The 24327-nt window shown below is 54.2% G+C and carries 19 protein-coding genes; 3 read left to right on the top strand and 16 right to left on the bottom strand.

Going from position 1 to position 24327, the window contains the following annotated elements; all coding sequences use genetic code 11:
• Positions 1-123: 123 nt before the first annotated feature.
• From AC6I8X_RS03540 to ribF, 9 genes are all read right to left on the bottom strand, one after another.
• Positions 124-1266 carry a porin gene (locus AC6I8X_RS03540; RefSeq protein WP_313687443.1) on the bottom strand — a complete coding sequence of 381 codons (1143 nt, stop codon included), beginning with the start codon at positions 1264-1266 and terminating at the stop codon, positions 124-126.
• 237 nt (positions 1267-1503) lie between these two features.
• Positions 1504-4728 carry a carbamoyl-phosphate synthase large subunit gene (gene carB, locus AC6I8X_RS03535; RefSeq protein ID WP_313687441.1) on the bottom strand — a complete coding sequence of 1075 codons (3225 nt, stop codon included), beginning with the start codon at positions 4726-4728 and terminating at the stop codon, positions 1504-1506.
• A gap of 13 nt (positions 4729-4741) precedes the next feature.
• Positions 4742-5890, bottom strand: a complete 1149-nt coding sequence (carA, locus tag AC6I8X_RS03530; protein ID WP_299457506.1) for a glutamine-hydrolyzing carbamoyl-phosphate synthase small subunit — start codon at positions 5888-5890, stop codon at positions 4742-4744.
• 470 nt (positions 5891-6360) lie between these two features.
• A complete protein-coding gene (gene dapB, locus AC6I8X_RS03525; protein ID WP_313687438.1) occupies positions 6361-7176 on the bottom strand; it encodes a 4-hydroxy-tetrahydrodipicolinate reductase in 816 nt (271 codons plus the stop codon).
• Positions 7177-7382: 206 nt separating this feature from the next.
• On the bottom strand, positions 7383-8336 hold the full coding sequence (gene ispH / locus AC6I8X_RS03520) for a 4-hydroxy-3-methylbut-2-enyl diphosphate reductase (RefSeq protein ID WP_313687436.1): 954 nt from the start codon (positions 8334-8336) through the stop codon (positions 7383-7385).
• On the bottom strand, positions 8317-8787 hold the full coding sequence (fkpB, locus tag AC6I8X_RS03515) for an FKBP-type peptidyl-prolyl cis-trans isomerase (protein ID WP_084872576.1): 471 nt from the start codon (positions 8785-8787) through the stop codon (positions 8317-8319). Before fkpB ends, ispH begins: the two co-directional genes overlap by 20 nt.
• A 9-nt stretch (positions 8788-8796) precedes the next feature.
• The gene (lspA, locus tag AC6I8X_RS03510) at positions 8797-9297 is read right to left on the bottom strand and encodes a signal peptidase II (protein WP_299457510.1); all 501 of its coding nucleotides are present in this window, start codon (positions 9295-9297) and stop codon (positions 8797-8799) included.
• Positions 9297-12116, bottom strand: coding sequence for an isoleucine--tRNA ligase (gene ileS / locus AC6I8X_RS03505; protein ID WP_497840574.1), 2820 nt, complete (start codon positions 12114-12116; stop codon positions 9297-9299). The genes lspA and ileS overlap by 1 nt, the downstream gene beginning before the upstream one ends.
• Before the next feature lie 154 nt (positions 12117-12270).
• Positions 12271-13209, bottom strand: coding sequence for a bifunctional riboflavin kinase/FAD synthetase (gene ribF / locus AC6I8X_RS03500; RefSeq protein ID WP_313689827.1), 939 nt, complete (start codon positions 13207-13209; stop codon positions 12271-12273).
• Positions 13210-13527: 318 nt separating this feature from the next.
• Between ribF and rpsT the strand changes: the two genes are divergently transcribed.
• A complete protein-coding gene (gene rpsT, locus AC6I8X_RS03495) occupies positions 13528-13791 on the top strand; it encodes a 30S ribosomal protein S20 (protein WP_208713961.1) in 264 nt (87 codons plus the stop codon).
• Positions 13792-13851: 60 nt separating this feature from the next.
• Here the strand turns inward: rpsT and nhaR are convergent, their stop codons facing one another.
• From nhaR to dnaK, 4 genes are all read right to left on the bottom strand, one after another.
• Complete coding sequence (nhaR, locus tag AC6I8X_RS03490) at positions 13852-14745, bottom strand: transcriptional activator NhaR (protein WP_084872563.1); 894 nt, start codon at positions 14743-14745, stop codon at positions 13852-13854.
• Between the two features lie 21 nt (positions 14746-14766).
• Positions 14767-15939: a Na+/H+ antiporter NhaA gene (gene nhaA / locus AC6I8X_RS03485; protein WP_299457522.1), complete on the bottom strand. Its 1173-nt coding sequence runs from the start codon at positions 15937-15939 to the stop codon at positions 14767-14769.
• A gap of 177 nt (positions 15940-16116) precedes the next feature.
• Entirely contained in the window at positions 16117-17262 is a 1146-nt protein-coding gene (gene dnaJ / locus AC6I8X_RS03480; RefSeq protein WP_084872557.1) for a molecular chaperone DnaJ, read from the bottom strand.
• Between the two features lie 100 nt (positions 17263-17362).
• Positions 17363-19273, bottom strand: a complete 1911-nt coding sequence (gene dnaK, locus AC6I8X_RS03475) for a molecular chaperone DnaK (RefSeq protein WP_299457525.1) — start codon at positions 19271-19273, stop codon at positions 17363-17365.
• Between the two features lie 275 nt (positions 19274-19548).
• On the opposite strand from dnaK, the gene satP reads away from it, so the two are divergent.
• Positions 19549-20115: an acetate uptake transporter gene (satP, locus tag AC6I8X_RS03470; protein ID WP_208713956.1), complete on the top strand. Its 567-nt coding sequence runs from the start codon at positions 19549-19551 to the stop codon at positions 20113-20115.
• Between the two features lie 35 nt (positions 20116-20150).
• On the opposite strand, the gene AC6I8X_RS03465 is transcribed toward satP, so the two are convergent.
• From AC6I8X_RS03465 to tal, 3 genes are all read right to left on the bottom strand, one after another.
• A complete protein-coding gene (locus AC6I8X_RS03465; RefSeq protein ID WP_497840573.1) occupies positions 20151-21461 on the bottom strand; it encodes an MFS transporter in 1311 nt (436 codons plus the stop codon).
• 113 nt (positions 21462-21574) lie between these two features.
• Positions 21575-22162: a molybdopterin adenylyltransferase gene (gene mog / locus AC6I8X_RS03460; RefSeq protein ID WP_084872546.1), complete on the bottom strand. Its 588-nt coding sequence runs from the start codon at positions 22160-22162 to the stop codon at positions 21575-21577.
• A 135-nt stretch (positions 22163-22297) separates the two neighbouring features.
• Complete coding sequence (tal, locus tag AC6I8X_RS03455) at positions 22298-23251, bottom strand: transaldolase (protein WP_299457535.1); 954 nt, start codon at positions 23249-23251, stop codon at positions 22298-22300.
• A 214-nt stretch (positions 23252-23465) separates the two neighbouring features.
• On the opposite strand from tal, the gene yaaA reads away from it, so the two are divergent.
• Complete coding sequence (gene yaaA / locus AC6I8X_RS03450) at positions 23466-24242, top strand: peroxide stress protein YaaA (protein ID WP_497840572.1); 777 nt, start codon at positions 23466-23468, stop codon at positions 24240-24242.
• Positions 24243-24327: the final 85 nt, after the last annotated feature.

The raw sequence follows: 24327 nt of genomic DNA, 5'->3' as shown, positions 1-24327 counted from the left end.
AAATGGGTGGTGAAACGGCACAAGGCAGGGTGAAAAGAGGATCTGGCGTGTACAGGCGTGTAAAGAAATGCGCACTGCGTGCGACAATTGAAAACGGCCCCCGCGGGAGCCGTTGAGACAGGGTTAGAAATCGTAGCGCAGACGCACCAGATTCATGTTACCCAGTGATTTGTCAGTGCTGGAAGTAAGCACGTATTCGTAGTCAACACGGAAGCCGTAGTCGAGCTGGAACGAGACACCAACACCATTGTCGATACGCTGGTAGTCACGGTCATTAACGTATTGCAGACGGTCACCCATAAAGTACGGCTGAATGGATTTGACCGCATACTGACCAATCGGGAATTTATAACCCGCAAAGTATTCCACGCCCCATGCATCACCGGCGAAGTAGTTATGAACCGTTGATTTATGTGTGGTCAGGAAGTTCTGATAGTAACCAACGCCAGCAGACAGCGTCCAGTTGTCCGGTGTCCAGCTCAGCGCCGTACCGTAGATGTTCTGGTTGTAATTTTTGTCATCACCCGTTGAAGTGTTACGCATTTCAGCACGCGTGTAATTCCACGCAGTACCCCAGGTCAGGTCTTTGGTGATGTGGTAATCCGCACCCAGCGAGCCGCCGCCTTTACGTTTGTAACGCAGATAGTTGCCACGCAACAGATCATCGTCACTGAACAGGTATGATGCATAAACATCAACCTTGCCAAAGGTGTTTTTGTATTTCAGCTGTTTACGCGCACGGTAGGAGCCGTCGTAGTCACCATTGACACCATTACCCGGTGCCTGGGCCAGCATATCGTAGTCCCAGATATCGGTTTTCACACCGACCACATCATAGTAGACGCTGTTCTGCTGACCGAAAGTCAGCTGACCCCAGGTGGCACTCTTGAAGCCGGTATACAGTTGACGGCGAGTGGTGTTGTTCGCACCGTCAGCATAGTGATTATCCCAGCCCCACCACGCCGGGAAGTTAACGCCCAGCTCGTAGTAACCTACCCAACTTACATCATCAAACAGGTAGTAATTGGCGGTGAAACGGAAACGGGAACCGCCGTCATAGCCATTACGCTTGTAAGATTGGTCGCTTACGCCGGCTTGATGCTGGAACTGCGGACGAATACTACCGCCGACCTGGAAGGTCAGGCGGCTCAGCGGATCGTTAGCCTGCGGGTCAGCCTTGAGCAGAGTGACCTCAGCCTGACTGGCGAGTGGCGCCGCTGCGACCAGCGCAGCAATGGCGGTGAGTGTGAAAGCACGCATTTTCATTTTTTATAGGTGTCCTGGTTACGCTCTAACGGATGAGCGGTAAAGATACTAAGGCCAGCGGCCTCGCTTTCTATTTATAAATTTGTGCTAATAAGTGTGTGGGCAATAAAAACCGCATCAGCCGCTAAAAATTTTTAAAATCATAATATTGTCATAAACTAATGTTATGCACAGATTAACAATAGCGAAAAAAAACGGCCCCGTGTGGGGCCGTTTTTTGTAACATCTTAACAGAAATTAACCGTTAATTTGTGCATGCATCTCTTGCACGGAAATCACCTTCTCGGTTGGATCTGCGTTCAGCGCCATCGCTGTAGCAAAACCGCCGTTCAGGGTGGTGTCGTAGTGAACTTTGTACTGCAGCGCACTGCGGCGAATCAGCTTGGAATCTTCAATCGCCTGACGACCTGCGGTGGTGTTAACGATATAGGTGTACTCACCGTTCTTCAGGCGATCCTGAATATGCGGACGGCCCTCGTGCACCTTGTTCACCAGGCGCGGGTTAATCCCGGCTTCACCCAGCACCACTGCCGTACCATGCGTCGCATCCAGCTCGAAACCAAACTTCAGCAGTTTCGCAGCGAGGTCAACGATACGCTTCTTATCGCCTTCACGTACTGACAGCAGCGCACGGCCTGATTTCTTCATGTTGCTCTGCGCACCCAGCATCGCTTTAGCGAAGGCTTCAGCAAAGGTACGACCAACACCCATCACCTCACCGGTAGAACGCATTTCCGGGCCGAGGATTGGGTCAACGCCCTGGAATTTGTTGAACGGCAGCACCACTTCTTTCACAGAGTAGTACGGCGGAATCACCTCTTTGGTGACGCCCTGCTCAGCCAGCGTTTTGCCGGCCATCACACGCGCTGCCACTTTCGCCAGCGGGACACCGGTCGCTTTAGAGACGAACGGTACGGTACGTGCCGCACGCGGGTTCACTTCAATCAGGTAAACCTCGTTGTCCTTCACCGCGAACTGCACGTTCATCAGACCACGCACGTTCAGTTCGAACGCCAGTTTTTCCACCTGCTGACGCATTACGTTCTGGATATCCGCATTCAGGGTGTAAGCCGGCAGTGAACAGGCTGAGTCACCGGAGTGCACCCCCGCCTGCTCAATGTGTTCCATGATGCCGCCAATCAGTACGCGCTCACCATCGCAAATCGCATCCACATCCACTTCAACCGCGTCATCGAGGAAACGGTCCAGCAGTACTGGCGCATCGTTAGAAACCGATACCGCCGTCTGGAAGTAGCGCTTCAGGTCGATTTCGTCGTAAACAATTTCCATCGCGCGGCCACCCAGTACGTAGGATGGGCGAACCACCAGTGGATAGCCGATGCCGACCGCTTTCTCTACCGCCTGCTCCAGCGTGCTGACGGTGGCGTTGGCCGGTTGTTTCAGGTTCAGACGCTCAACTGCCTGCTGGAAACGCTCACGGTCTTCCGCACGGTCAATCGCATCCGGGCTGGTGCCGATAACCGGCACACCTGCCGCTTCCAGCGCGCGCGCCAGTTTCAGCGGAGTCTGACCACCGTACTGCACGATCACGCCTTTAGGCTGCTCGATACGCACAATTTCCAGCACGTCTTCCAGCGTTACCGGTTCGAAGTAGAGACGGTCAGAGGTGTCGTAGTCAGTTGAGACGGTTTCCGGGTTACAGTTAACCATGATGGTCTCAAAACCATCTTCACGCAGCGCCAGCGCCGCATGGACACAGCAGTAGTCAAACTCAATGCCCTGACCGATACGGTTCGGACCGCCGCCCAGCACCATGATTTTGTCGCGATCCTGGTTCGGATTGGCTTCGCACTCTTCTTCATAAGTCGAGTACATATAAGCAGTGTCAGTGGCGAATTCTGCCGCACAGGTATCGACACGCTTATAAACCGGGTGCAGGTTGAACTGCTGACGCAGTTTGCGGATTTCACCTTCGGCGACGCCAGCCAGTGCCGCCAGACGCGCATCGGCAAAACCTTTACGCTTCAGCGTGCGCAGGAAGGCAAAGTCCAGCGCCTGCACACCTTCACGCGCCACCTGTTCTTCCAGGCGCACCAGTTCTTCAATCTGCACCAGGAACCAGCGGTCGATATTGGTCAGGTTGAAGACGCCATCAACGGACATGCCCGCACGGAACGCATCGGCGATGTACCAGATACGGTCGGAACCGGCATCCTTCAGTTCGCGGCGGATACGGGTCAGTGCTTCGGCATCGTCCAGGTTCACTTTCGGATCGAAACCGTTGGCACCCACTTCCAGACCGCGCAGCGCTTTCTGCATCGATTCCTGGAAAGTACGGCCAATCGCCATCACTTCACCAACAGATTTCATCTGGGTAGTCAGGCGATCGTTGGCACCAGCGAACTTCTCGAAGTTGAAACGAGGAATCTTGGTGACAACGTAGTCGATGGACGGCTCAAACGAGGCCGGGGTACGACCACCGGTGATGTCGTTCATCAGTTCGTCGAGGGTGAAGCCCACCGCCAGTTTCGCTGCCACTTTAGCAATCGGGAAGCCGGTCGCTTTGGAGGCCAGCGCCGAAGAACGTGACACGCGCGGGTTCATTTCGATGACGATCAGGCGACCATCTTTCGGGTTAACCGAGAACTGCACGTTGGAACCGCCCGTTTCAACGCCGATTTCACGCAGTACCGCCAGTGAGGCGTTACGCATGATTTGATACTCTTTGTCGGTCAGGGTCTGGGCCGGGGCCACGGTGATGGAGTCACCGGTGTGGATCCCCATCGCATCGAAGTTTTCGATGGAGCAGACGATGATGCAGTTGTCGTTTTTATCACGCACCACTTCCATCTCGTACTCTTTCCAGCCAATCAGCGACTCGTCAATCAGCAGCTCATTGGTCGGCGACAGATCCAGACCGCGTTCGCAAATCTCTTCAAATTCTTCACGGTTATACGCAATACCGCCACCGGTGCCGCCCATGGTGAAAGAAGGACGGATAATGCACGGGAAGCCAACGTCTTCGGCCACGGCCAGTGCTTCTTCCATGGTGTGCGCGATACCCGAACGCGCGGTATCCAGACCGATGCTTTTCATCGCCACGTCAAAACGACGGCGGTCTTCGGCTTTATCAATGGCGTCGGCGGTGGCACCAATCATGGTCACACCGAACTCTGCCAGCACGCCCTGGCGTTCCAGCTCCAGCGCACAGTTCAGCGCAGTCTGGCCACCCATGGTCGGCAGCACCGCATCCGGGCGCTCTTTTTCAATGATTTTGCGTACCACTTCCCAGTGAATCGGCTCGATATAGGTCGCATCGGCCATTTCCGGGTCGGTCATAATGGTTGCCGGGTTAGAGTTCACCAGAATGACGCGGTAGCCCTCTTCACGCAGCGCTTTACACGCCTGCGCACCGGAGTAGTCAAATTCACATGCCTGGCCGATAACGATCGGACCTGCGCCAAGGATCAGGATGGATTTTATGTCTGTACGTTTTGGCATCGTTAGCTCCTGATTACTTCGCGTTAGAACGGTAGGCTTCGATCAGTTCGATAAAGTGATCGAACAGCGGTGCTGCATCGTGCGGGCCTGGGCTGGCTTCCGGGTGTCCCTGGAAGCTAAAGGCCGGTTTATCGGTACGGTGAATGCCCTGCACGGTCTGGTCGAACAGTGACACATGGGTCACACGCAGATTTGCCGGTAAGTTGCTTTCATCAACGGCGAAACCGTGGTTCTGTGCGGTGATCATCACGGTATTGTTGTCGAGATCTTTGACCGGATGGTTACCACCATGATGGCCCAGCTTCATTTTGATGGTCTTTGCACCGCTCGCCAGCGCCAGCAGCTGATGGCCGAGACAGATGCCGAATACCGGAATGTCGGTATTCAGGAAAGCCTGAATCGCGTTGATAGCGTAGTCACACGGCTCCGGGTCACCCGGGCCATTGGAGAGGAAAATGCCGTCCGGATTCAGCTTCAGTACCTCTTCCGCCGAAGTTTGCGCCGGAACCACCGTCAGGCGGCAGCCGCGATCCACCAGCATACGCAGAATGTTGCGCTTGGCGCCAAAATCATAGGCGACAACGTGGAACGGTAATTCTTCTGCGGATTTTTGCTCCGGCAGGTCGCCCTGCAGCGTCCAGCTCCCCTGCTGCCAGGCATAGGTTTCAGCCGTCGTCACTTCTTTTGCCAGGTCCATACCTTTCAGACCTGGGAACGCCTGCGCTTTCTGTAACGCCAGCGCGGCATCCGGATTGTCACCGGCGATGATGCAGCCGTTCTGTGCCCCTTTTTCACGCAGCAGACGCGTCAGCTTACGGGTATCGATATCGGCAATGGCGACGATGTTGTTGCGCTGCAAATAGGCTGACAGGCTTTCTTCACTACGGAAGTTGCTGGTAATCAGCGGCAGATCGCGAATAACGAGGCCCTGAGCATGAATTTGGCTGGATTCTTCGTCGGCGGCGTTAGCGCCAACATTGCCGATATGGGGATAAGTGAGGGTGACGATCTGGCGGGAATAGGAGGGATCAGTGAGGATTTCTTGATAACCGGTCATTGACGTGTTGAAAACGACCTCCCCCACTGCCGATCCCGTTGCCCCGATGGCCCGACCGTGGAATTGGGTTCCGTCTTCCAGAACCAAGAGCGCTGACTTAATCAAAACATCCTCCAGGGAATAAACAGTCACAATATTTGCATATTAATTCAAAATACTGTCCTGAATCAATGCAAAAACCGCCTGACTGGTCGATTTTTGGCAAATTGCGCGCATTCTAATGATCGACCTGCACCTTGTCTACCCTGAGACGGTATTTTTTTGCTTTTTTCGGGCAACTGAATGTTAAAATCCACAATAAGCGACAAAAGAGCGAGACAACTGGGAAAAATAAACGGTTGCGAGGCGGAAATAATCTTAAAACGATGCTAGCGGGAGAAAATTTTTGACCAAATGGTCAAAAATGATGATTTACAGGATGTAAAACGATCACAAACACAGTAAAAAACACACTTCAAACTAAAACAGATGCATAATCGTCATTTTAAAGACAAAATAAAGGGCAATAATAATATTGCCCTATTCAATCAATGTCTTACCGATTGAAATAACCACATCACGATGGTTCACAACACTCACAACATCGATAAATCCAGCACATCACGCATATCATAAAGGCCAGATTTCTTATCTTTAAGCCAGAAAGCAGCTTTAACGGCTCCATTTGCAAAGGTCATGCGGCTGGAAGCCTTGTGGGTAATCTCTACGCGTTCGCCAATATCTGCAAACATCGCGGTATGCTCGCCGACGATATCGCCTGCACGGACGGTAGCAAAACCGATGGTCTGCGCTTTGCGCTCACCGGTATGGCCTTCACGCGCATAGACCGCGTGCTCGTCCAGTTTCCAGTCCATCGCTTCAGCAATCGCTTCACCCATTGCCAGCGCCGTCCCTGATGGTGCATCAACTTTGTGACGGTGATGCGCTTCAACGATTTCAATATCAGCGTAATCGCCCATCACTTTCGCCGCTTGTTTCAGCAGCTCCAGCACCAGGTTTACACCCACACTGAAGTTTGCGGCGAACACGATGCCAATCTCTTCTGCTGCCGCGCGAATCGCTGCTTTACCGGCTTCATCAAAACCGGTGGTGCCAATCACCATCGCTTTCTGATGCTGACGGCAGAAAGCCAGGTACTCCAGCGTGCCTTCCGGGCGGGTGAAGTCGATCAGCACGTCAAAATCGTCTACGACCTGCTGTAAATCGTCGGTGACCAACACCCCGGTTTTACCGATGCCCGCCAGTTCACCGGCGTCGCTGCCGATCAGCGATGAACCGCTGCGTGCCAGCGCGGCACCTAATACTACGCCTTCCGCCTGCTGCGCAGCCTGAATCAAATTGCGTCCCATACGACCCGGCGCACCAACAATAGCAATGCGGATTTCACTCATATTTATTCATTCCTGATACAAAACTATGCATGCAAAGCGCAAACAGGTTAACGGTGAGATAACAGTCACGCCACAATAAAAAAGGGATAATAAGAATTTTATGCCAGCCGCGTCAGATTATCAGTAAAAGCAATCTCACCAGGTGGAAATAGGTCTGCGCGGAATGGTGTAACGGCGCGATACATCGCGCCGTTACCGGGAAGGGATTACTGGACGTTGCGAACTTCTACGCGCAACTCTTTTGGCACTTCAAACACGATGTTTTCTTCACGGCCAATCAGCTCGATCGCCGCTTCGCCGCCGAATTCGCGCAAACGCTGAATCACCTGCTGCACCAGAATATCCGGCGCAGAGGCACCCGCCGTCACACCAATGGTGGTTACGCCTTTTACCCACTCCTCCTGAATATCGTCGGCAGAATCGATCAGCTTTGCCAGTTTACCGGCACGCTGCGCCAGTTCGGCCAGACGGTTGGAGTTGGAAGAGTTTTTCGAACCGACCACCAGCACCACTTCAGCGTCACGCGCCAGCACACGCACCGCTTCCTGGCGATTCGTGGTGGCGTAGCAGATATCATCCTTACGCGGACCGATGATCGCCGGGAAGCGCTGACGCAGCGCGTCAATCACGTCGGAGGTATCATCCACCGACAGTGTGGTCTGGGTCATAAAGCACAGGTTGCTTTCATCTTTGACATGCAGCTTGAACACGTCTTCCGGTGATTCCACCAGATACATGCCACCGTTGGGGTTGTTGTACTGCCCCATGGTGCCTTCCACTTCCGGATGCCCCGCATGGCCAATCAGGATGGCTTCAACGCCTTTACGGCTGGCGCGCGCCACTTCCATATGCACTTTGGTCACCAGCGGACAGGTGGCATCAAACAGCATGGTCAGGTTACGCGCCTTCGCTTCGGCACGAACCGCTTGCGACACGCCATGGGCAGAGAAGATGAGAATGGCATCATCCGGCACTTCACTGATTTCTTCGATAAAGATAGCACCGCGCTCGCGCAGGCTGCTCACCACATAGCGGTTATGCACCACTTCATGGCGAACATAGATAGGCGCGCCGTACATTTCCAGCGCGCGCTCCACGATACTAATGGCGCGATCCACGCCTGCACAGAAACCGCGTGGGTTAGCTAACAGGATTTGCATCGCTGGCCTCCAGTACCGGATCGATCTCCAGCACTTCAATCTCAAACTGAATGCGCTGCCCCGCCAGCGGATGGTTGAAATCCACGGTGATCGAATCACCCGAGATTTCACGGATCACCCCCGGCATCTCGCTGCCACCCATGCCGCTGAACAGCATAATGGCACCGACTTCCGGCTCTCCCGCATCGATAAAATCACGACGGGAGAAGTATTGGATCAGGTCCGGGCTGATGCCACCGAAGGCATCCTCCGGCGCCAGGGTAAAGCCGTGCTTGTCGCCGACTTTACGCCCCAGCAGTTCCTGCTCCAGCGCTGCCGACAGGCTACCATCGCCCAGACGAAACAGCGCGGGTTTGCCGTTGGCGCGCGTTGATTCCGCTGTCGAGCCATCTTCCAGCTTCAGCGTAAAATGCACCAGCAGGGCGCTATCGCGCTGTACAGTGTCTGTCATCATTTACCCTTAATCTTTCACCTGTTTGCCTTTCGGGCTAAAGAAGCCCTCCAGCACCACCAGCGCCGCGCCGATGCAGATCCCGCAGTCGGCGATGTTGAAGGTCGCGAAGTGCCAGTCACCGATATAGAAGTCGATAAAATCGACCACGAACCCGTGGTAAGCACGATCAAACAGGTTACCTAATGCCCCGCCGATGATCAGCGCATAAGCAATGTTGGTTAACTTGTTGCGGGCAGGATTGCGATACATCATCACCAGTAACGCGACCACAATGGCAATCGCTATACCCGCAAAGAACCAGCGCTGCCAGCCGCCTTTGTCCGCCAGGAAGCTGAACGCCGCGCCATAGTTGTGCGCGTAGAACAGGTTCAGGAACGGCATCAGCGACCGCGTTTCGTGCAGCATCATGTTATTCATGACCCACTGCTTACTGGCGAAATCGACAACAATCACCACCAGCACCAGCCACAGCCAGCGCAATCCGGTTGAGAAAATAGCTTTACTCATCAGGCAAACTTACGCTCTTCGCCGTTACCGGCCACGTTGGTATAACAACGTCCGCAGACCGCCGCATGCTCCGGGTTCTGACCAACGTCGGTAGTGTAATGCCAGCAGCGTGGACATTTCTCGCCTTCTGCTTTATGCAACGCGATTTTCAGACCTTTCAGCAATTCGCTCTGCTGTGCTTCGTCGCTCGCCGTAACGTAATCCGCCACGGTGGCACCGGAGGTCAGCAGTACAAAGCGCAGCTCATTGCCCAGCGCCTGCAGTTTGGTCGCCAGTTCAGCATCCGCGTACAACGTCACCGTTGCTTCCAGCGAGCCACCGATACGTTTATCGCCACGCGCCTGTTCAATCACCTTGTTCACTTCACCGCGTACTTTCAGCAGTTCAGCCCAGTAAGCATCATTCAGCGCTTCGTCTGCCGCCAGACCAAACAGGCCGTCGTACCACTCTTCGGTAAACACGTATTGCGCACGATCGCCCGGCAGGTAACCCCAGATTTCATCCGCGGTGAACGACATGATCGGTGCCATCCAGCGTACCAGCGCTTCCACGATGTGCCACAGCGCGGTCTGGCAGCTACGACGCGCCAGGCTGTCGCCCTTCGCGGTGTACTGACGGTCTTTGATGATGTCGAGGTAGAACGACCCCATCTCAATCGAGCAGAACTGCATCAGACGCTGGATAACTTCATGGAAATCGTAGTTAGCGTAGGACTCCACGATATCCGCCTGCGCAGCCTGTGCACGGCCTACGGCCCAGCGATCCAGTACCACCATCTCTTCCGAGCTGACTTTATCAGTCGCCGGATTGAAGCCGCTCAGGTTAGCCAGCAGGAAACGTGCGGTGTTACGGATACGACGATAGGCATCCGCTGAACGTTTCAGGATCTCATCGGAGACCGCCATCTCACCGGAATAGTCGGTTGAAGCCACCCACAGACGCAAAATGTCTGCGCCCAGCTTGTCCATCACATCCTGCGGTGCGACGGTATTGCCGATGGATTTCGACATTTTGCGGCCCTGACCATCCACGGTAAAACCGTGCGTCAGTACCTGGCGATACGGCGCTTTGCCTTTCATCGCGGTCGAAATCATCAGTGAAGACATAAACCAGCCGCGATGCTGATCCGAGCCTTCCAGATACATATCCGGGCTATGGCCTTCAAATTCCGGGCGAGCGTCAACCACGGCATAGCTGGTTGATCCGGAATCGAACCACACATCCAGCGTATCCGGCACCTTGGTGTAGTTGTCAGCGTCGTCGCCCATCAGATCGCGCGGATCGAGATCCCACCACGCCTGAATACCATCCTGTTCCACACGCTGAGCCACTTTCTCCATCAGCTCCAGCGTATCCGGGTGCAGCTGCTCGGTCTCGTTATGGACGAACAACGCCATCGGCACACCCCAGGTGCGCTGACGGGAGATACACCAGTCTGGACGGTTGGCCACCATCGCTTCGATACGCGCCTGGCCCCAGTCCGGGATCCACTGCACGCCTTTGATCTCTTTCAGCGACTGCGCACGCAGACCTTTCTGATCCATGCTGATAAACCACTGCGGCGTTGCACGGAAGATGATCGGCGTTTTATGACGCCAGCAGTGCGGATAACTGTGCAGCAGTTTTTCCACATGCAACAGCGCGCCTTTTTCCTTCAGCAGCTCAACGATCATATCGTTGGCTTTAAATACGTTAACGCCGTCCAGCGTCGGGTAGGTGCCCGGCAGATACGCGCCATCCGGTCCAACCGGGTTAGCAGTTTCCAGACCGTATTTCTGACCAATCACGTAGTCATCAGGACCGTGACCCGGAGCGGTATGCACCGCACCGGTACCGGCTTCAAGGGTGACGTGTTCGCCCAGCACCACTTTCGACTGGATGTTTTCCAGGAAAGGATGCTGGAACAGTTGCAGCTCCAGCGCCGCGCCTTTGCACTCACCCAGCACGCGCCACTCGCTGATACCGGCGCGCTTCATCACGCTTTCTACCAGGTCTTTGGCGAGGATCAGGCTACGGCCTTCGATTTGCACCAGCTGGTATTCAAATTCCGGATGCAGAGAGATACCGCGGTTGGCTGGCATGGTCCACGGGGTGGTGGTCCAGATAACCAGAGAAACCGGGCCTTCAGACGCAGTGACGCCAAATTTGGCGCGTACCGCATCAGCATCCAGTGCGTTGAACATCACGTCGATAGAGGGAGATGTTTTGTCGTAGTATTCGACTTCTGCTTCAGCCAGCGCCGAACGGCAATCCAGACACCAATGCACCGGCTTCGCGCCTTTATGCAGGTGACCATTGCCGATGATTTTGCCCAGCGCACGGATGATGTTGGCTTCAGTCTGGAAGTTCATGGTCAGGTACGGATGATCCCAGTCACCCAGCACACCAAGACGGATAAAGTCTTTTTTCTGTCCTTCCACCTGCTCCGCCGCGTATTTACGGCAGGCTTCACGGAATTCCGCCGCGCTGACTTTCTCGCCCGGCTTACCAATCATCTGCTCAACTTTGTGTTCGATCGGCAGACCGTGGCAGTCCCAGCCCGGTACATAAGGCGAATCAAAGCCCGCCATGCCTTTCGACTTAACGATAATGTCTTTCAGAATCTTGTTAACGGAGTGACCAATATGAATGCTGCCGTTCGCGTAGGGAGGGCCATCATGCAGAATAAAGGTTTTTTTCCCTTTTTTGGCTTCGCGGATGATGCCGTACAGGTTGTCATCATACCAACGTTGCAGCATTCCCGGTTCGCGTTTAGCCAGATCGCCACGCATCGGGAACCCCGTTTCCGGCAAATTCAGGGTAGATTTATAGTCACTCATCAGATTCTCGGTTCCATATTTCGGTCATTAAACCGGTGTTTTATACCCGTCATACTTCAAGTTACAGGTGCGTTGACTGCGCTCTCTCACCCCAGTCACTTACTGATGTAAGCTCCTGGGGATTCATTCTCTTGCCGCCTTCCTGCAACTCGAATTATTTAGGGTATAGCCCAAAAAAATGTCGGGCCGTCACCACATCTTTCGCTATTTGTTCTTTCAGGGCGTCCAGCGAGGCGAAACGCTGTTCGCTGCGAATCTTATGCCTCAGCACCACTTCAATGTGACGCCCATAAAGATTCATATTTGTGTCGAGCAGGTGAACTTCAAGCTGCTGACGCAGACCTTTTACCGTCGGGCGCGTACCAATGTTGGCAACGCCAGGGATAGGTTCGTCACCCAGACCCAGCACTTCAACCGCAAATACGCCTTTCACCGGCGTTACCGTGCGGCGTAAAGGAAGATTCGCGGTGGGAAAACCAATGGTGCGCCCCAGTGCATCACCGTGCACCACGCGGCCTGAAATGCTGAAGGGATGGCCCAGCAATGCCTGCGCCTGAGCAAAATCATCCTGCGCCAACGCCTGCCGCACCGCGGTACTGCTGATGCGTATACCAACACCATCACAAAAAGTCTGGGTGCTGATGACATCAAAGCCATATTCCGTACCGGCTTTCTGTAATAACAGGAAATCGCCCTGGCGACCAGCACCAAAGCGGAAATCATCGCCGACTGCGAGGAATTTGACGTTCAGCTTTTCCACCAACAGTTCAGCGATAAAGCTTTGTGCCGAATGGGCAGCGAAGCGGCGATCAAAGCGCACACACAATACCTCATCCACACCTGCCTGCTGTAAATACTTCAGCTTTTCACGCAGACGCGTCAGGCGTGCCGGCGCTTTATCACCGGCAAACAGCTCCAGCGGCTGTGGTTCGAACAGCATCACTATCACCGGCAGCTGGCGCCTGCGGCCTTCTTCAATCAGTTCTGCCATCAATGCCTGATGGCCACGATGGAAACCGTCAAAATTACCAATGGTCAGGACGCAGCCGCGATGCTGCTCATTGAGATTGTAAATACCGCGGATAAACTTCATGGCTGACTCAAACCGGTGGAAATCGGCGGATTATACCCTTGAATAGCGTTCAGGTTAACCCGTATGCGTGCCTTTCCTGCTTCTGTTGCAGCTTAATCCGCGTGCAGGCAGGGGCTTAGGTGCGATCTTGAGAATTTTATTGCGAAATACTGTATTCAACGAGGTGATGCTGGTAGAATCTTGCGCCATCAATTACGTAACCGGGTGTCGTTTGTAAAACGACGCTTATTTGCACAAATCCATTGACAAAAGAAGGCACAAAAGGCATAGTCCTCGGCCTTTGATTTGTCCATATAGAACACATTTGGGAGTTGGACCTTGGCTAATATCAAATCAGCTAAGAAACGCGCCGTAACATCTGAGAAACGTCGCAAGCATAACGCGAGCAACCGTTCTATGATGCGTACTTTCATCAAGAAAGTATACGCGGCTATCGCAACAGGCGACAAAGCTGCTGCGCAGAACGCATTCAACGAAATGCAACCGATCGTGGACCGTCAGGCTGCTAAAGGTCTGATCCACAAAAACAAAGCTGCACGTCATAAGTCAAACCTGACTGCACAGATCAACAAACTGGCTTAATCGCCCGTCTGTTAATCGCTTTGTGAAAGAACCGGCGCTAAGCCGGTTTTTTTCTGCCTGTTATTTGCCACTGAACAACGTGCTGAAGTCACCATGACAGATGCGCTGCACCGCCGGATGCTGAATCATACGCTCGGCAAAAATCACATGATACTCCTCCATCACCGCGTCCAGACGCCCCATCTCCTGAATCGTATCATCGCGATAAATGGCATCACCGTAGAGCGTAGGGGCGACAAAAATCGCGTTATGCTGCGCACCAAACGCCTTCATTAATGCCGCATCATCAAACTCGCCAAGAATCTCAACCTGTAGTCCCTGGCTGTGGATCCAGTTCAGCAGCTTACGTCCCAGCATGGAACGACGACCTGGAATCAGCAAACGCCGCTGTTCCAGGCAGGCCGGGAAAGCCTGTTCCGGCCAGGGCGCGCTACACCAGAAGCTGACCGGACACTCACCCAATTTGACCGAGAACAACCCCTCCTGCTGCGTCGAATCAATCGGGCAGTCGGAAACAATCATATCCAGCTTATGCTGGCTCAGTTGCTCCAGCAGCAGCTCATGCGTCGATTCAAAGCAGCGCAGATGTATCTTCTCATCGGCCACGACCGCCGCCTCCAGCACCTTGCTGACGAGTTGCTTGGACAGCGCATCGGCAATGCCGACATCAAACAGCAGATGGGACTCTTTGCGGTAGTTGACGATATCGAGCATTTCCTGGCTCAGCATAAACATGCGATCGGCATAGCGAAACACCAGCTGCCCCAGCTCGGTTGGGACCAGCCCGCGTCCCTGGCGGCGAAACAGTTTGCCTTGCAGACGATCTTCCAGCGCCTTGATTTGCCCGGTGATGGTTTGCGGCGTGAGGAATAGCGCCTCCGCCGCACCGACAATCGACCCCTCACGGCAGACATGCCAGAAGTAATACAGATGGTTGTAGTTGATATGTGACATCTGCGCTCTCCCTGCGTCAGCTTATGCCACCTGGCGCGGCAGACGTCGCCACAGCAGGAAATAGCCGACGATGGCCGAGATGACCGACCCCAGCAAAATACCCAGTTTCGCCAGCGTGATCAGCTGGGGATCGGCTTCGCCATACGCCAGCGAGGCAATAAAAATCGACATGGTAAAGCCGATGCCGCACAACACGCCGACGGCAGCGATATCGCGTAGTGAGGTATTATCCGGCAATTTCGCTACCCCGGTTTTTACGCCAAGCCAGCAAAACAGCGTGATGCCAAGGGGTTTGCCAATAAACAGCCCCAGCATGATGCCGAGCGGCAACAGCGAGAACAGGCTGCCTGGTGTCACTCCCGCCAGCGAAACGCCTGCATTGGCGAAGGCAAATAGTGGCAGAATCAGCCAACGTACCCATGGATGCAGCGCGTGCTCCAGATGGATGGCCGGAGAATGGCCCTCTTTCTTCTTCAGCGGGATCAGGAAACCCACCACCACGCCAGCCAGCGTGGCATGCACGCCGGATTTCAACACTGCGGTCCACAGCACCAGCCCCACCAGCAAATACAAACCGGTGTTACGCACATTCAGCAGGTTCATGATGCCCAGCACCACAATCGCGCCAGCGGCCACACCTAACGACATTAAAGAAAGATCGCTGGTATAGAACAGCGCGATAATCACGATAGCGCCCAGATCGTCAATGATCGCCAGCGCCATCAGGAAGATCTTCAGCGCAGGCGGAACCCGGCTCCCCAGGAGTGCCAGGATACCCAGCGCGAAAGCGATATCCGTTGCGGTGGGAATGGCCCAGCCGCTGCGGGTGGCTGCATCACCGACGTTAAAGAGCAGGAACACTAAGCCGGGTACCACCATACCGCCAAGCGCCGCAATCAGCGGGAAAATCGCCTGATCGCGTCGGGCCAGCGCCCCCATCACCATTTCTCGCTTCACCTCCAGGCCAACCATCAGGAAGAACACCGCCATCAGCGCATCGTTGATCCACAGCAGCAAATTTTTGCTGATGTCCAGCGCACCAAAACGGAACTCCACCGGAATGTTAAGCAGGTCGAGATAACCCTGGTGGGTGTTGACGTTGTTAGCCAGCAGCATGGCAATGGCCGCGGCAATAATCAGCACGACGCCGCTGCTGGCGTCGCTGTTAAGCAATTTTTTCAAACGGATATTCACGTCCAGATTCCTTGTTGTAAGCGAATAGTAAAAAGGCGATTAGCTTAGCGGCAATATTAACTCGAAAAAAACAGATTATTTATTAGGCCAGGTTCGAAAAAACCGAATGATTGGGGGAAATCAGGCAATAAAAAAGCCAGCGACGTAGCGCTGGCTTTCAGGATGACGCAGAAAAACTTAGCGGGTTAAGTCGTCAAAAAACTTCTTCACGCCGTCAAAGAAGCTCTTGGAACGAGGGCTGTTTTTCTCACCGGTCGGGCCGCCAAAACTCTCCTCCAGTTCACGCAGCAGCGCTTTCTGTTTGTCGTTCAGGCTGACCGGGGTTTCCACCACCACGCGGCACAGCAGGTCACCCACCGCACCACCTCGTACTGATTTCACACCTTTACCGCGCATGCGGAACAATTTACCGGTCTGCGTTTCTGACGGTACTTTCAGCTTCACACGGCCATCCAGGGTCGGCACTTCAATCTCGCCGCCCAGGGCTGCCATCGCGAAGTTGATCGGCACTTCACAGTACAGGTTGTTATCTTCACGTTCGAAGATCGGGTGTTTTTTCACTGACACCTGAACATAAAGATCGCCAGCCGGTGCGCCATGCTCACCCGCTTCCCCTTCTCCGCTCAGACGGATACGGTCACCGGTATCAACGCCAGCCGGGATTTTCACCGACAGGGTTTTCGAGCGCTCAACGCGACCGTGACCATGACAGGCATTGCACGGATCTTTAATCACCGAGCCGCGACCATGACAGGTCGGACACGCCTGCTGCACAGTGAAAAAGCCCTGGCGCATCTGCACCTGACCAGCACCATGACAGGTCGGACAGGTTTGGGGTTGCGTACCCGCCTTCGCGCCGCTGCCGTGGCAGACCTCACACTCTTCCAGGGTTGGAATGCGGATCTCTTTGGTCACGCCGCGCACCGCTTCTTCCAGCGTCAGGTCCATGTTGTAGCGTAAATCGGCGCCACGGGCAGCACGCTGACGGCGGCCACCACCAAAAATATCGCCAAATACGTCGCCAAAGATATCGCTGAAATCAGCACCGCCGCCGCCGAAGCCGCCGCCACCAAATCCACCGCCGCCCATGCCACCTTGTTCAAACGCCGCATGACCGTACTGGTCGTAGGCCGCGCGCTTCTGCGCATCGGTCAGAATTTCGTAGGCTTCCTTAACCTCTTTGAATTTCGCTTCGGCTTCTTTATCGCCCGGGTTACGGTCCGGGTGATACTTCATCGCCAGGCGCTTATAAGCCTTTTTGATTTCGCGCTCATCAGCCGATTTAGAGACGCCTAAGATCTCGTAAAAATCACTCTTCGCCATCTTCTGCCCTTAACATGATCGCACGGGCGTGGAGAGATCTCCTACGCCCGTGCTGGTTTCAACGGCTGTCAGGCCAGCCGTCGCGCCCGGTCAGGGGCAATTATTTTTTATCTTTAACTTCTTCGAATTCAGCGTCGACTACGTCGTCATCTTTCTTCGCGGAAGCATCGCCAGCATCTGCCGCGCCCGCCTGACCCTGCTGCTGTGCCATTTCCATCAGTTTGCTGGAAACCTGCATCAGAGCCTGCATCTTCGCTTCGATTTCGGCTTTGTCTTCGCCTTTCAGCGCGGTGTTCAGATCGTTCAGCGCAGATTCAATCGGTGCTTTGTCATCGGCAGACAGCTTGTCACCGGCTTCATCCAGCTGCTTACGGGTGCTGTGCGCAATCTGGTCGCCCTGGTTACGCGTCTGCACCAGCTCTTCGAATTTACGGTCAGCTTCAGCATTCGCTTCCGCGTCACGTACCATTTTTTCGATCTCTTCTTCGTTCAGACCTGAAGAAGCTTTAATGGTGATCTTCTGCTCTTTACCGCTGTTTTTGTCTTTCGCAGACACATGCAGGATACCATCCGCATCGATGTCGAAGGTCACTTCGATCTGCGGCATACCGCGCGGTGCAGCCTGGATACCGTCGAGGTTAAACTGGCCCAGTGATTTGTTATCGCTGGCACGTTTACGCTCACCCTGCAGCACGTGAATGGTCACGGCAGACTGGTTATCTTCAGCAGTCGAGAACACCTGGCTGTGTTTGGTCGGGATGGTGGTGTTCTTGCTGATCAGCGAAGTCATCACGCTACCCATGGTTTCGATACCCAGTGACAGCGGGGTTACGTCCAGCAGCAGTACGTCTTTCACGTCGCCGCCCAGCACACCACCCTGTACCGCAGCACCTACGGCAACCGCTTCGTCCGGGTTCACGTCTTTACGTGGTTCTTTACCAAAGAACTCGGTAACTTTGGCCTGAACCAGCGGCATACGCGTTTGACCGCCCACCAGGATGACATCGTTGATGTCAGAAACTGACAGACCCGCATCCTGCAGTGCCACTTTCAGCGGCTCAATAGAACGCGCAACCAGGTCTTCTACCAGTGATTCCAGTTTCGCACGGGTCACTTTGATGTTCAGGTGCTTAGGACCGGTCGCATCCGCGGTGATGTACGGCAGGTTCACGTCAGTCTGCTGGGCAGAAGACAGTTCGATTTTCGCTTTCTCTGCGGCTTCTTTCAGACGCTGCATCGCCAGCGGATCGTTGTGCAGATCGATGCCCTGATCTTTCTTGAACTCAGCAACGAGGTAGTTGATCAGACGGCTGTCGAAGTCTTCACCACCCAGATGGGTATCACCGTTGGTTGCCAGCACTTCAAAGGTTTTTTCGCCATCAACTTCGTCGATTTCGATGATGGAGATATCGAACGTACCGCCGCCCAGGTCATAGACCGCGATGGTGCGGTTGCCCTGACCTTTGTCGAGGCCGTAAGCCAGCGCCGCAGCAGTCGGTTCGTTAATAATACGTTTTACTTCCAGGCCCGCGATACGACCGGCATCTTTGGTGGCCTGACGCTGTGCATCGTTGAAGTAAGCCGGAACGGTAATCACCGCTTCAGTCACTGGCTCACCGAGGAAGTCTTCCGCGGTTTTCTTCATTTTTTTCAGCACTTCCGCAGAGATCTGCGGCGGAGCCATTTTCTGGCCTTTCACTTCCAGCCATGCATCACCGTTATCTGCTGCGGTGATTTTGTACGGCATGATTTTGATATCACGCTGCACTTCTTCGTCCTGAAAACGACGGCCAATCAGGCGCTTAATCGCGAACAGAGTGTTCTGCGGGTTAGTCACCGCCTGACGTTTAGCCGGTTGACCGACCAGAGTTTCGCCATCCTGTGTATAAGCAATAATTGAAGGCGTGGTACGATCGCCTTCGGCATTTTCCAGCACGCGTGCTTTAGTGCCGTCCATAATCGCAACACAAGAGTTGGTTGTACCCAGGTCAATACCAATAATCTTACCCATCTAAACGTCTCCCACTTAAATTCTGTGCCAAATTGGGTTGTGAAGCAGAGATGCGGGCAAATCTTGCCGCTTTCAACTGCCTGAGCAGGCTTTTTTTCCTGCTCCACAACACTCGATGACAACTAGATGGGGCCGCTTCGAAGCGCATCAAGGGTTAAAACTAAAAAAATTTTAATTATCTCCCCCCTTTCAGATCAAAGATGCCCTTGTGGTGGCTGATTATTATGCAGCACCCCCACAACGAGGGGTCTACACAACATTACCTCTGAGGAACTATGCGCAACATCTCTCTGGCGAATCCTGCGCCGCTGGGCTTAATGGGTTTCGGTATGACCACCATTCTGCTCAACCTGCACAACACCGGACTCTTCGCGATGGACACTATCATTCTGGCGATGGGCATTTTTTATGGCGGCCTGGCGCAAATCTTTGCGGGCCTGCTGGAGTTTAAAAAAGGGAACACCTTTGGTCTGACAGCGTTTGCCTCTTACGGTAGCTTCTGGCTGACGCTGGTCGCGATTCTGCTGCTGCCCAAAATGGGGCTGGCAGAAGCCGCCGATAGCCATTTCCTCGGCGCTTATCTCGGCTTATGGGGCGTATTCACGCTGTTTTTGTTCTTCGGCACTCTCACCGGCCCATTGATGCTGCAATTTGTTTTTGCCAGTTTGACGGTGCTGTTTGCCATGCTGGCAATTGGGCATTTGATCGATAACACCCTGCTGGTACGCATAGGGGGGTGGATCGGCCTGGTGTGCGGTGCCAGCGCCATCTATCTGGCGATGGGTGAAGTGCTGAATGAACAATGGGGACGGACCATCCTGCCGATTGGTGCCACCCGCTGATAGCCACGCGGAGCCTGCAGGCTCCGCGTGATCATTTATGAGGTGTGGATGGGCCCCTCAAGCTGCACACTTTCCTGCCGATTATCGCGCAACAGCCAGATACCAACGACGAAGCCAATACCCGCCAGTGCCAGTACATACCAGGCGGGGGCCATCGGCGTCACACGCATCATTAGCGTCACGCTAATCGGAGTCAGCCCACCAAAGATGGCGTAGGCGACGTTATAGGAAAAGGAAATGCCGGTGAAACGCACCGCCGCCGGGAAGGCGCGTACCATCACAAACGGCACCACCCCCACCACACCGACGCACAGTCCCGCCAGGCCATACCAGACAAACAGCATCTCTGGCGCTCCGTCGAGCTGATGGAAGAAATTCCAGCTGGCGATAGCCAGCAACAATGACCCCACCACCAGCGTGCGCGCCGCACCGAAGCGATCCACCACCCAGCCGGCAATGACGCAGCCAAACAGCAGCATCACTGTGGCAAAACTGTTGGCCTGCAAACTGAGCGCAGCCGGAATCGCGTGCTGTTTTTGCATCAGGGTTGGTGCCATCAGAATCACCACCACAATGCAGGCAGAGAGCAGCCAGGTGAGCAGCATGGAAATCACGATGCTACGTTTATGATGGGCCAGGATAGTTTGCAGCGGCAGTGCATCAGCCAGCGCTTTACGCTGCTGCATCTGCTGAAACACCGGTGTTTCATGTAACCAGCGACGCAGATACATCGCCAGCAGACCAAACACCCCGCCGAGGAAGAACGGAATACGCCAGCCATGATCGGCAATCGCCGCCGGGGTCAGTGAGGTATTGATAATGGTTGCCACCAGCGAACCGAGCAGAATGCCGGCAGTTAAGCCCGCCGTTAAGGTACCGCAGGCAAAACCGACGCGTTTTTCGGGTACGTGCTCAGCCACAAACACCCATGCGCCGGGCACTTCGCCACCGATGGCGGCCCCCTGCAATACACGCAGCAACAGCATCAATAACGGAGCCGCAATCCCGATGCTGGCATAGGTCGGCAACGCGCCCATCGCCAGCGTCGGCAGGGCCATCAGCAGGATACTCAGGCTGAACATCTTCTTACGGCCAACCTTGTCACCAAAGTGCGCCATGATGATGCCGCCCAGCGGACGCGCCAGATAACCCGCCGCAAAGATGGCAAAGGTCTGCACCTGACGCAGCCACTCCGGTATATCGGCCGGGAAGAAGAGTTCACCGATGACCGCAGCGAAAAATACAAAGATGATGAAATCGTAAAATTCCAGCGCCCCGCCAAGGGCAGCCAGCGCCAGAGTTTTGTAATCCTGTCGATTGAGGCGACGCGTCGAGTGCGAATCCATAACGTACCGGTATCCAGAGGCAAAATTAGTGTAGTTGTAAAGTTATACTTACTATACCGTCAATTTTTTGCCACACCAGTAAGACTGAATTTTATGCCTGAAAATGGCGATTTTCAGACGTTTGTTTCCCTACGTGCGCTTTTTGGCCGAAATGCTGCTACCACCTGCGGGTTTGTTTCGACATATGGCCCCTCCAGCAACTGTAAACAATACGGTACAGCTGCAAAGATGCCAGGTACTTTTACGCTGCCATCTTCCGCTTTGAGCCCTTCCAGCGTTTCTTTGATTGATTTCGGCTGCCCGGGCAAGTTGAGGATCAACGATTGTTTGCGGATCACCCCTACCTGGCGCGACAGGATCGCCGTCGGCACAAATTGCAGGCTGATTTGACGCATCTGCTCGCCAAAGCCCGGCATCTCACGGTCGGCCACGGCCAGGGTGGCATCCGGTGTCACATCACGGCGCGCAGGTCCGGTGCCGCCCGTGGTCAGAACCAGATGGCAAAAAAGCTCGTCCACCAGTTCACAAATCGCCTGCTCAATCATCGGCTGCTCATCCGGCACCAGGCGGGTTTCGATTTCAAACGGCGTGGTCAGCGCGCTGCCGAGCCAGCTCTCCAGTGCCGGAATGCCTTGATCCTGATAAATGCCGTTCGCAGCGCGATCGGAAACGGAAATTAATCCAATACGTAATGTATCCATAGAGTTATCGCTGTGGTTTACCGCATGCGGCATAAATATAAAGGGGGATTTAAAGAAGGATAATACAAAGCGAAAGGGAGAAGAAAGTTTAAAACCGTGGCGGACGGTGGTGTGTTGCCGCCACGGGGTCATCACTTACAGCAGTTCGGCAATCATCTTCTCAAGTTTGCCCTGGTCGATGGCAAAGTTACGGATGCCTTCAGCCAGTTTGGTCACCGCCATCGGATCCTGGTTATGCTGCCACAGGAACTCGGATTCGGTCATTTTTGCCGGACGCGCTTTCACTTCGCCGCTGTAGCTCAGTTTACGCTCAACGGTACCTTCGCTCTCAGCCAGCTCTTTCAGCAGGTTCGGGGAGATAGTCAGACGGTCGCAACCGGCCAGCTCGATGATTTCGCCGACGTTACGGAAGCTCGCGCCCATCACCACGGTTTCGTAACCGTGCTGTTTGTAGTAATCGTAGATCTCAGAAACAGAAACCACGCCCGGATCTTCGTGCGCAGCGTACTCTTTCTTGTCGGTGTTAGCTTTGTACCAGTCAAGAATACGGCCAACGAACGGAGAGATCAGGAACACGCCCGCTTCGGCACAGGCACGCGCCTGAGCGAAGGAGAACAGCAGGGTCAGGTTACAGTTGATACCTTCTTTCTCCAGCTGCTCCGCAGCGCGGATGCCCTGCCAGGTAGAAGCCAGTTTGATCAGGATGCGATCATTGCTGATACCGGCATCGTTATACAGTTTGATCAGGCTACGGGCTTTGGCGATGCTCGCTTCGGTGTCGTATGACAGGCGTGCATCCACTTCAGTCGAAATACGACCCGGGATCAGTTTGAGAATTTCCAGACCAATGTTGACGGCCAGCTTGTCAGAAACCAGCTGCAATTGTTCTTCTTTGTTGCTGCTCTGCTGACGCGCCCAGCTAATGGCTTCGTCAATCAGTTTACGGTATTCAGGGATCTGAGCGGCATTGAGGATTAAAGAAGGGTTGGTGGTTGCATCCTGCGGTTGATAAAGTTTCATCGCCGCGATATCACCGGTGTCGGCTACCACAGTAGTCAGCTGACGCAAGGAAGTAAGTTTGTCCGTCATGGTTCTCTTTTCTCTTAGGTTGACTGTCAGGGTGTAAAAAGGCTGTTGCGATAATATCACGCGGTAACCACGGTGCAAGGTCGTGGCGTGCCCTTTACTAAGCATTCGCAAATGGGAGCGATTTGCCGATCCGTGCCGCTTTTTTGCTACACTCGCCCGGACAAATTTTCCGTTAATACCCTGATAACCCTAAGGGTAACTTGAGGACAAAACGATGCTGATGGTTATCTCGCCAGCCAAGACACTGGATTTTGACAGCCCGCTTGCGACACAACAATTCACCCAACCGGCGCTGTTAGAAAAGTCACAACAGCTGATTGATGTCGCCCGCGATCTGTCACCGGCACAAATCGCGTCGCTGATGGGCATCAGCGACAAACTGGCACACCTCAATGCTGACCGTTTTAATGACTGGCAGCCACCCTTCACGCTGGAGAATGCGCGTCAGGCCATTCTGGCGTTTAAGGGGGATGTCTATACCGGTTTGCAGGCGGAGACCTTTAGCGATAAAGATTTTGCCTTCGCCCAGCAGCATCTGCGCATGTTGTCAGGTTTGTATGGCTTGCTCCGTCCGCTCGATCTGATGCAGCCATACCGGCTGGAGATGGGGATCAAACTGGCGAACCCCGACGCGAAGGATCTGTACGGCTTCTGGGGAGATTTGCTGACTGAGAAGCTGAATGCAGCGTTGGCGGAGCAAGGTGATGATGTGCTGATTAACCTCGCCTCAGACGAATATTTCAAAGCCATCAAACCGAAGAAACTGGCCGGACGCCTGATCAAACCCGTCTTCCTCGATGAGAAGAACGGCAAATTTAAGGTCATCAGTTTCTATGCCAAGAAAGCGCGTGGCCTGATGAGCCGTTATGTCATCCAGCATCGCCTGAGCAAGCCGGAACAACTGAAGAAGTTCGATGTGGATGGGTATTTCTTTGCGGCGGCAGAGAGCAGCGAAAACGAGTTAGTGTTTAAGCGTCACGAGCAAAAATAGCCTGTAGCGGCGCGATTTATTGCTCGCCTTCAAAAACCGCGCGATAAATCGCGCCGTTACACTGGATGAAAAAAATGGCTGGCAA

It is taken from the genome of Pantoea sp. X-Soil-TKNS-1280 (assembly GCF_059730475.1).
The sequence above is the reverse complement of the archived record's forward strand: the minus strand, read 5'-3'. Positions and strand labels throughout refer to the sequence as shown.

Coding starts and splice junctions, on each gene's coding strand:
- AC6I8X_RS03540 (WP_313687443.1), bottom strand. CDS start 1,266: ATGAAAATGCGTGCTTTCACACTCACCGCCATTGCTGCGCTGGTCGCA.
- carB (WP_313687441.1), bottom strand. CDS start 4,728: ATGCCAAAACGTACAGACATAAAATCCATCCTGATCCTTGGCGCAGGT.
- dapB (WP_313687438.1), bottom strand. CDS start 7,176: ATGAGTGAAATCCGCATTGCTATTGTTGGTGCGCCGGGTCGTATGGGA.
- ispH (WP_313687436.1), bottom strand. CDS start 8,336: ATGCAAATCCTGTTAGCTAACCCACGCGGTTTCTGTGCAGGCGTGGAT.
- fkpB (WP_084872576.1), bottom strand. CDS start 8,787: ATGACAGACACTGTACAGCGCGATAGCGCCCTGCTGGTGCATTTTACG.
- lspA (WP_299457510.1), bottom strand. CDS start 9,297: ATGAGTAAAGCTATTTTCTCAACCGGATTGCGCTGGCTGTGGCTGGTG.
- ileS (WP_497840574.1), bottom strand. CDS start 12,116: ATGAGTGACTATAAATCTACCCTGAATTTGCCGGAAACGGGGTTCCCG.
- ribF (WP_313689827.1), bottom strand. CDS start 13,209: ATGAAGTTTATCCGCGGTATTTACAATCTCAATGAGCAGCATCGCGGC.
- nhaR (WP_084872563.1), bottom strand. CDS start 14,745: ATGTCACATATCAACTACAACCATCTGTATTACTTCTGGCATGTCTGC.
- dnaJ (WP_084872557.1), bottom strand. CDS start 17,262: ATGGCGAAGAGTGATTTTTACGAGATCTTAGGCGTCTCTAAATCGGCT.
- dnaK (WP_299457525.1), bottom strand. CDS start 19,273: ATGGGTAAGATTATTGGTATTGACCTGGGTACAACCAACTCTTGTGTT.
- satP (WP_208713956.1), top strand. CDS start 19,549: ATGCGCAACATCTCTCTGGCGAATCCTGCGCCGCTGGGCTTAATGGGT.
- AC6I8X_RS03465 (WP_497840573.1), bottom strand. CDS start 21,461: ATGGATTCGCACTCGACGCGTCGCCTCAATCGACAGGATTACAAAACT.
- mog (WP_084872546.1), bottom strand. CDS start 22,162: ATGGATACATTACGTATTGGATTAATTTCCGTTTCCGATCGCGCTGCG.
- tal (WP_299457535.1), bottom strand. CDS start 23,251: ATGACGGACAAACTTACTTCCTTGCGTCAGCTGACTACTGTGGTAGCC.
- yaaA (WP_497840572.1), top strand. CDS start 23,466: ATGCTGATGGTTATCTCGCCAGCCAAGACACTGGATTTTGACAGCCCG.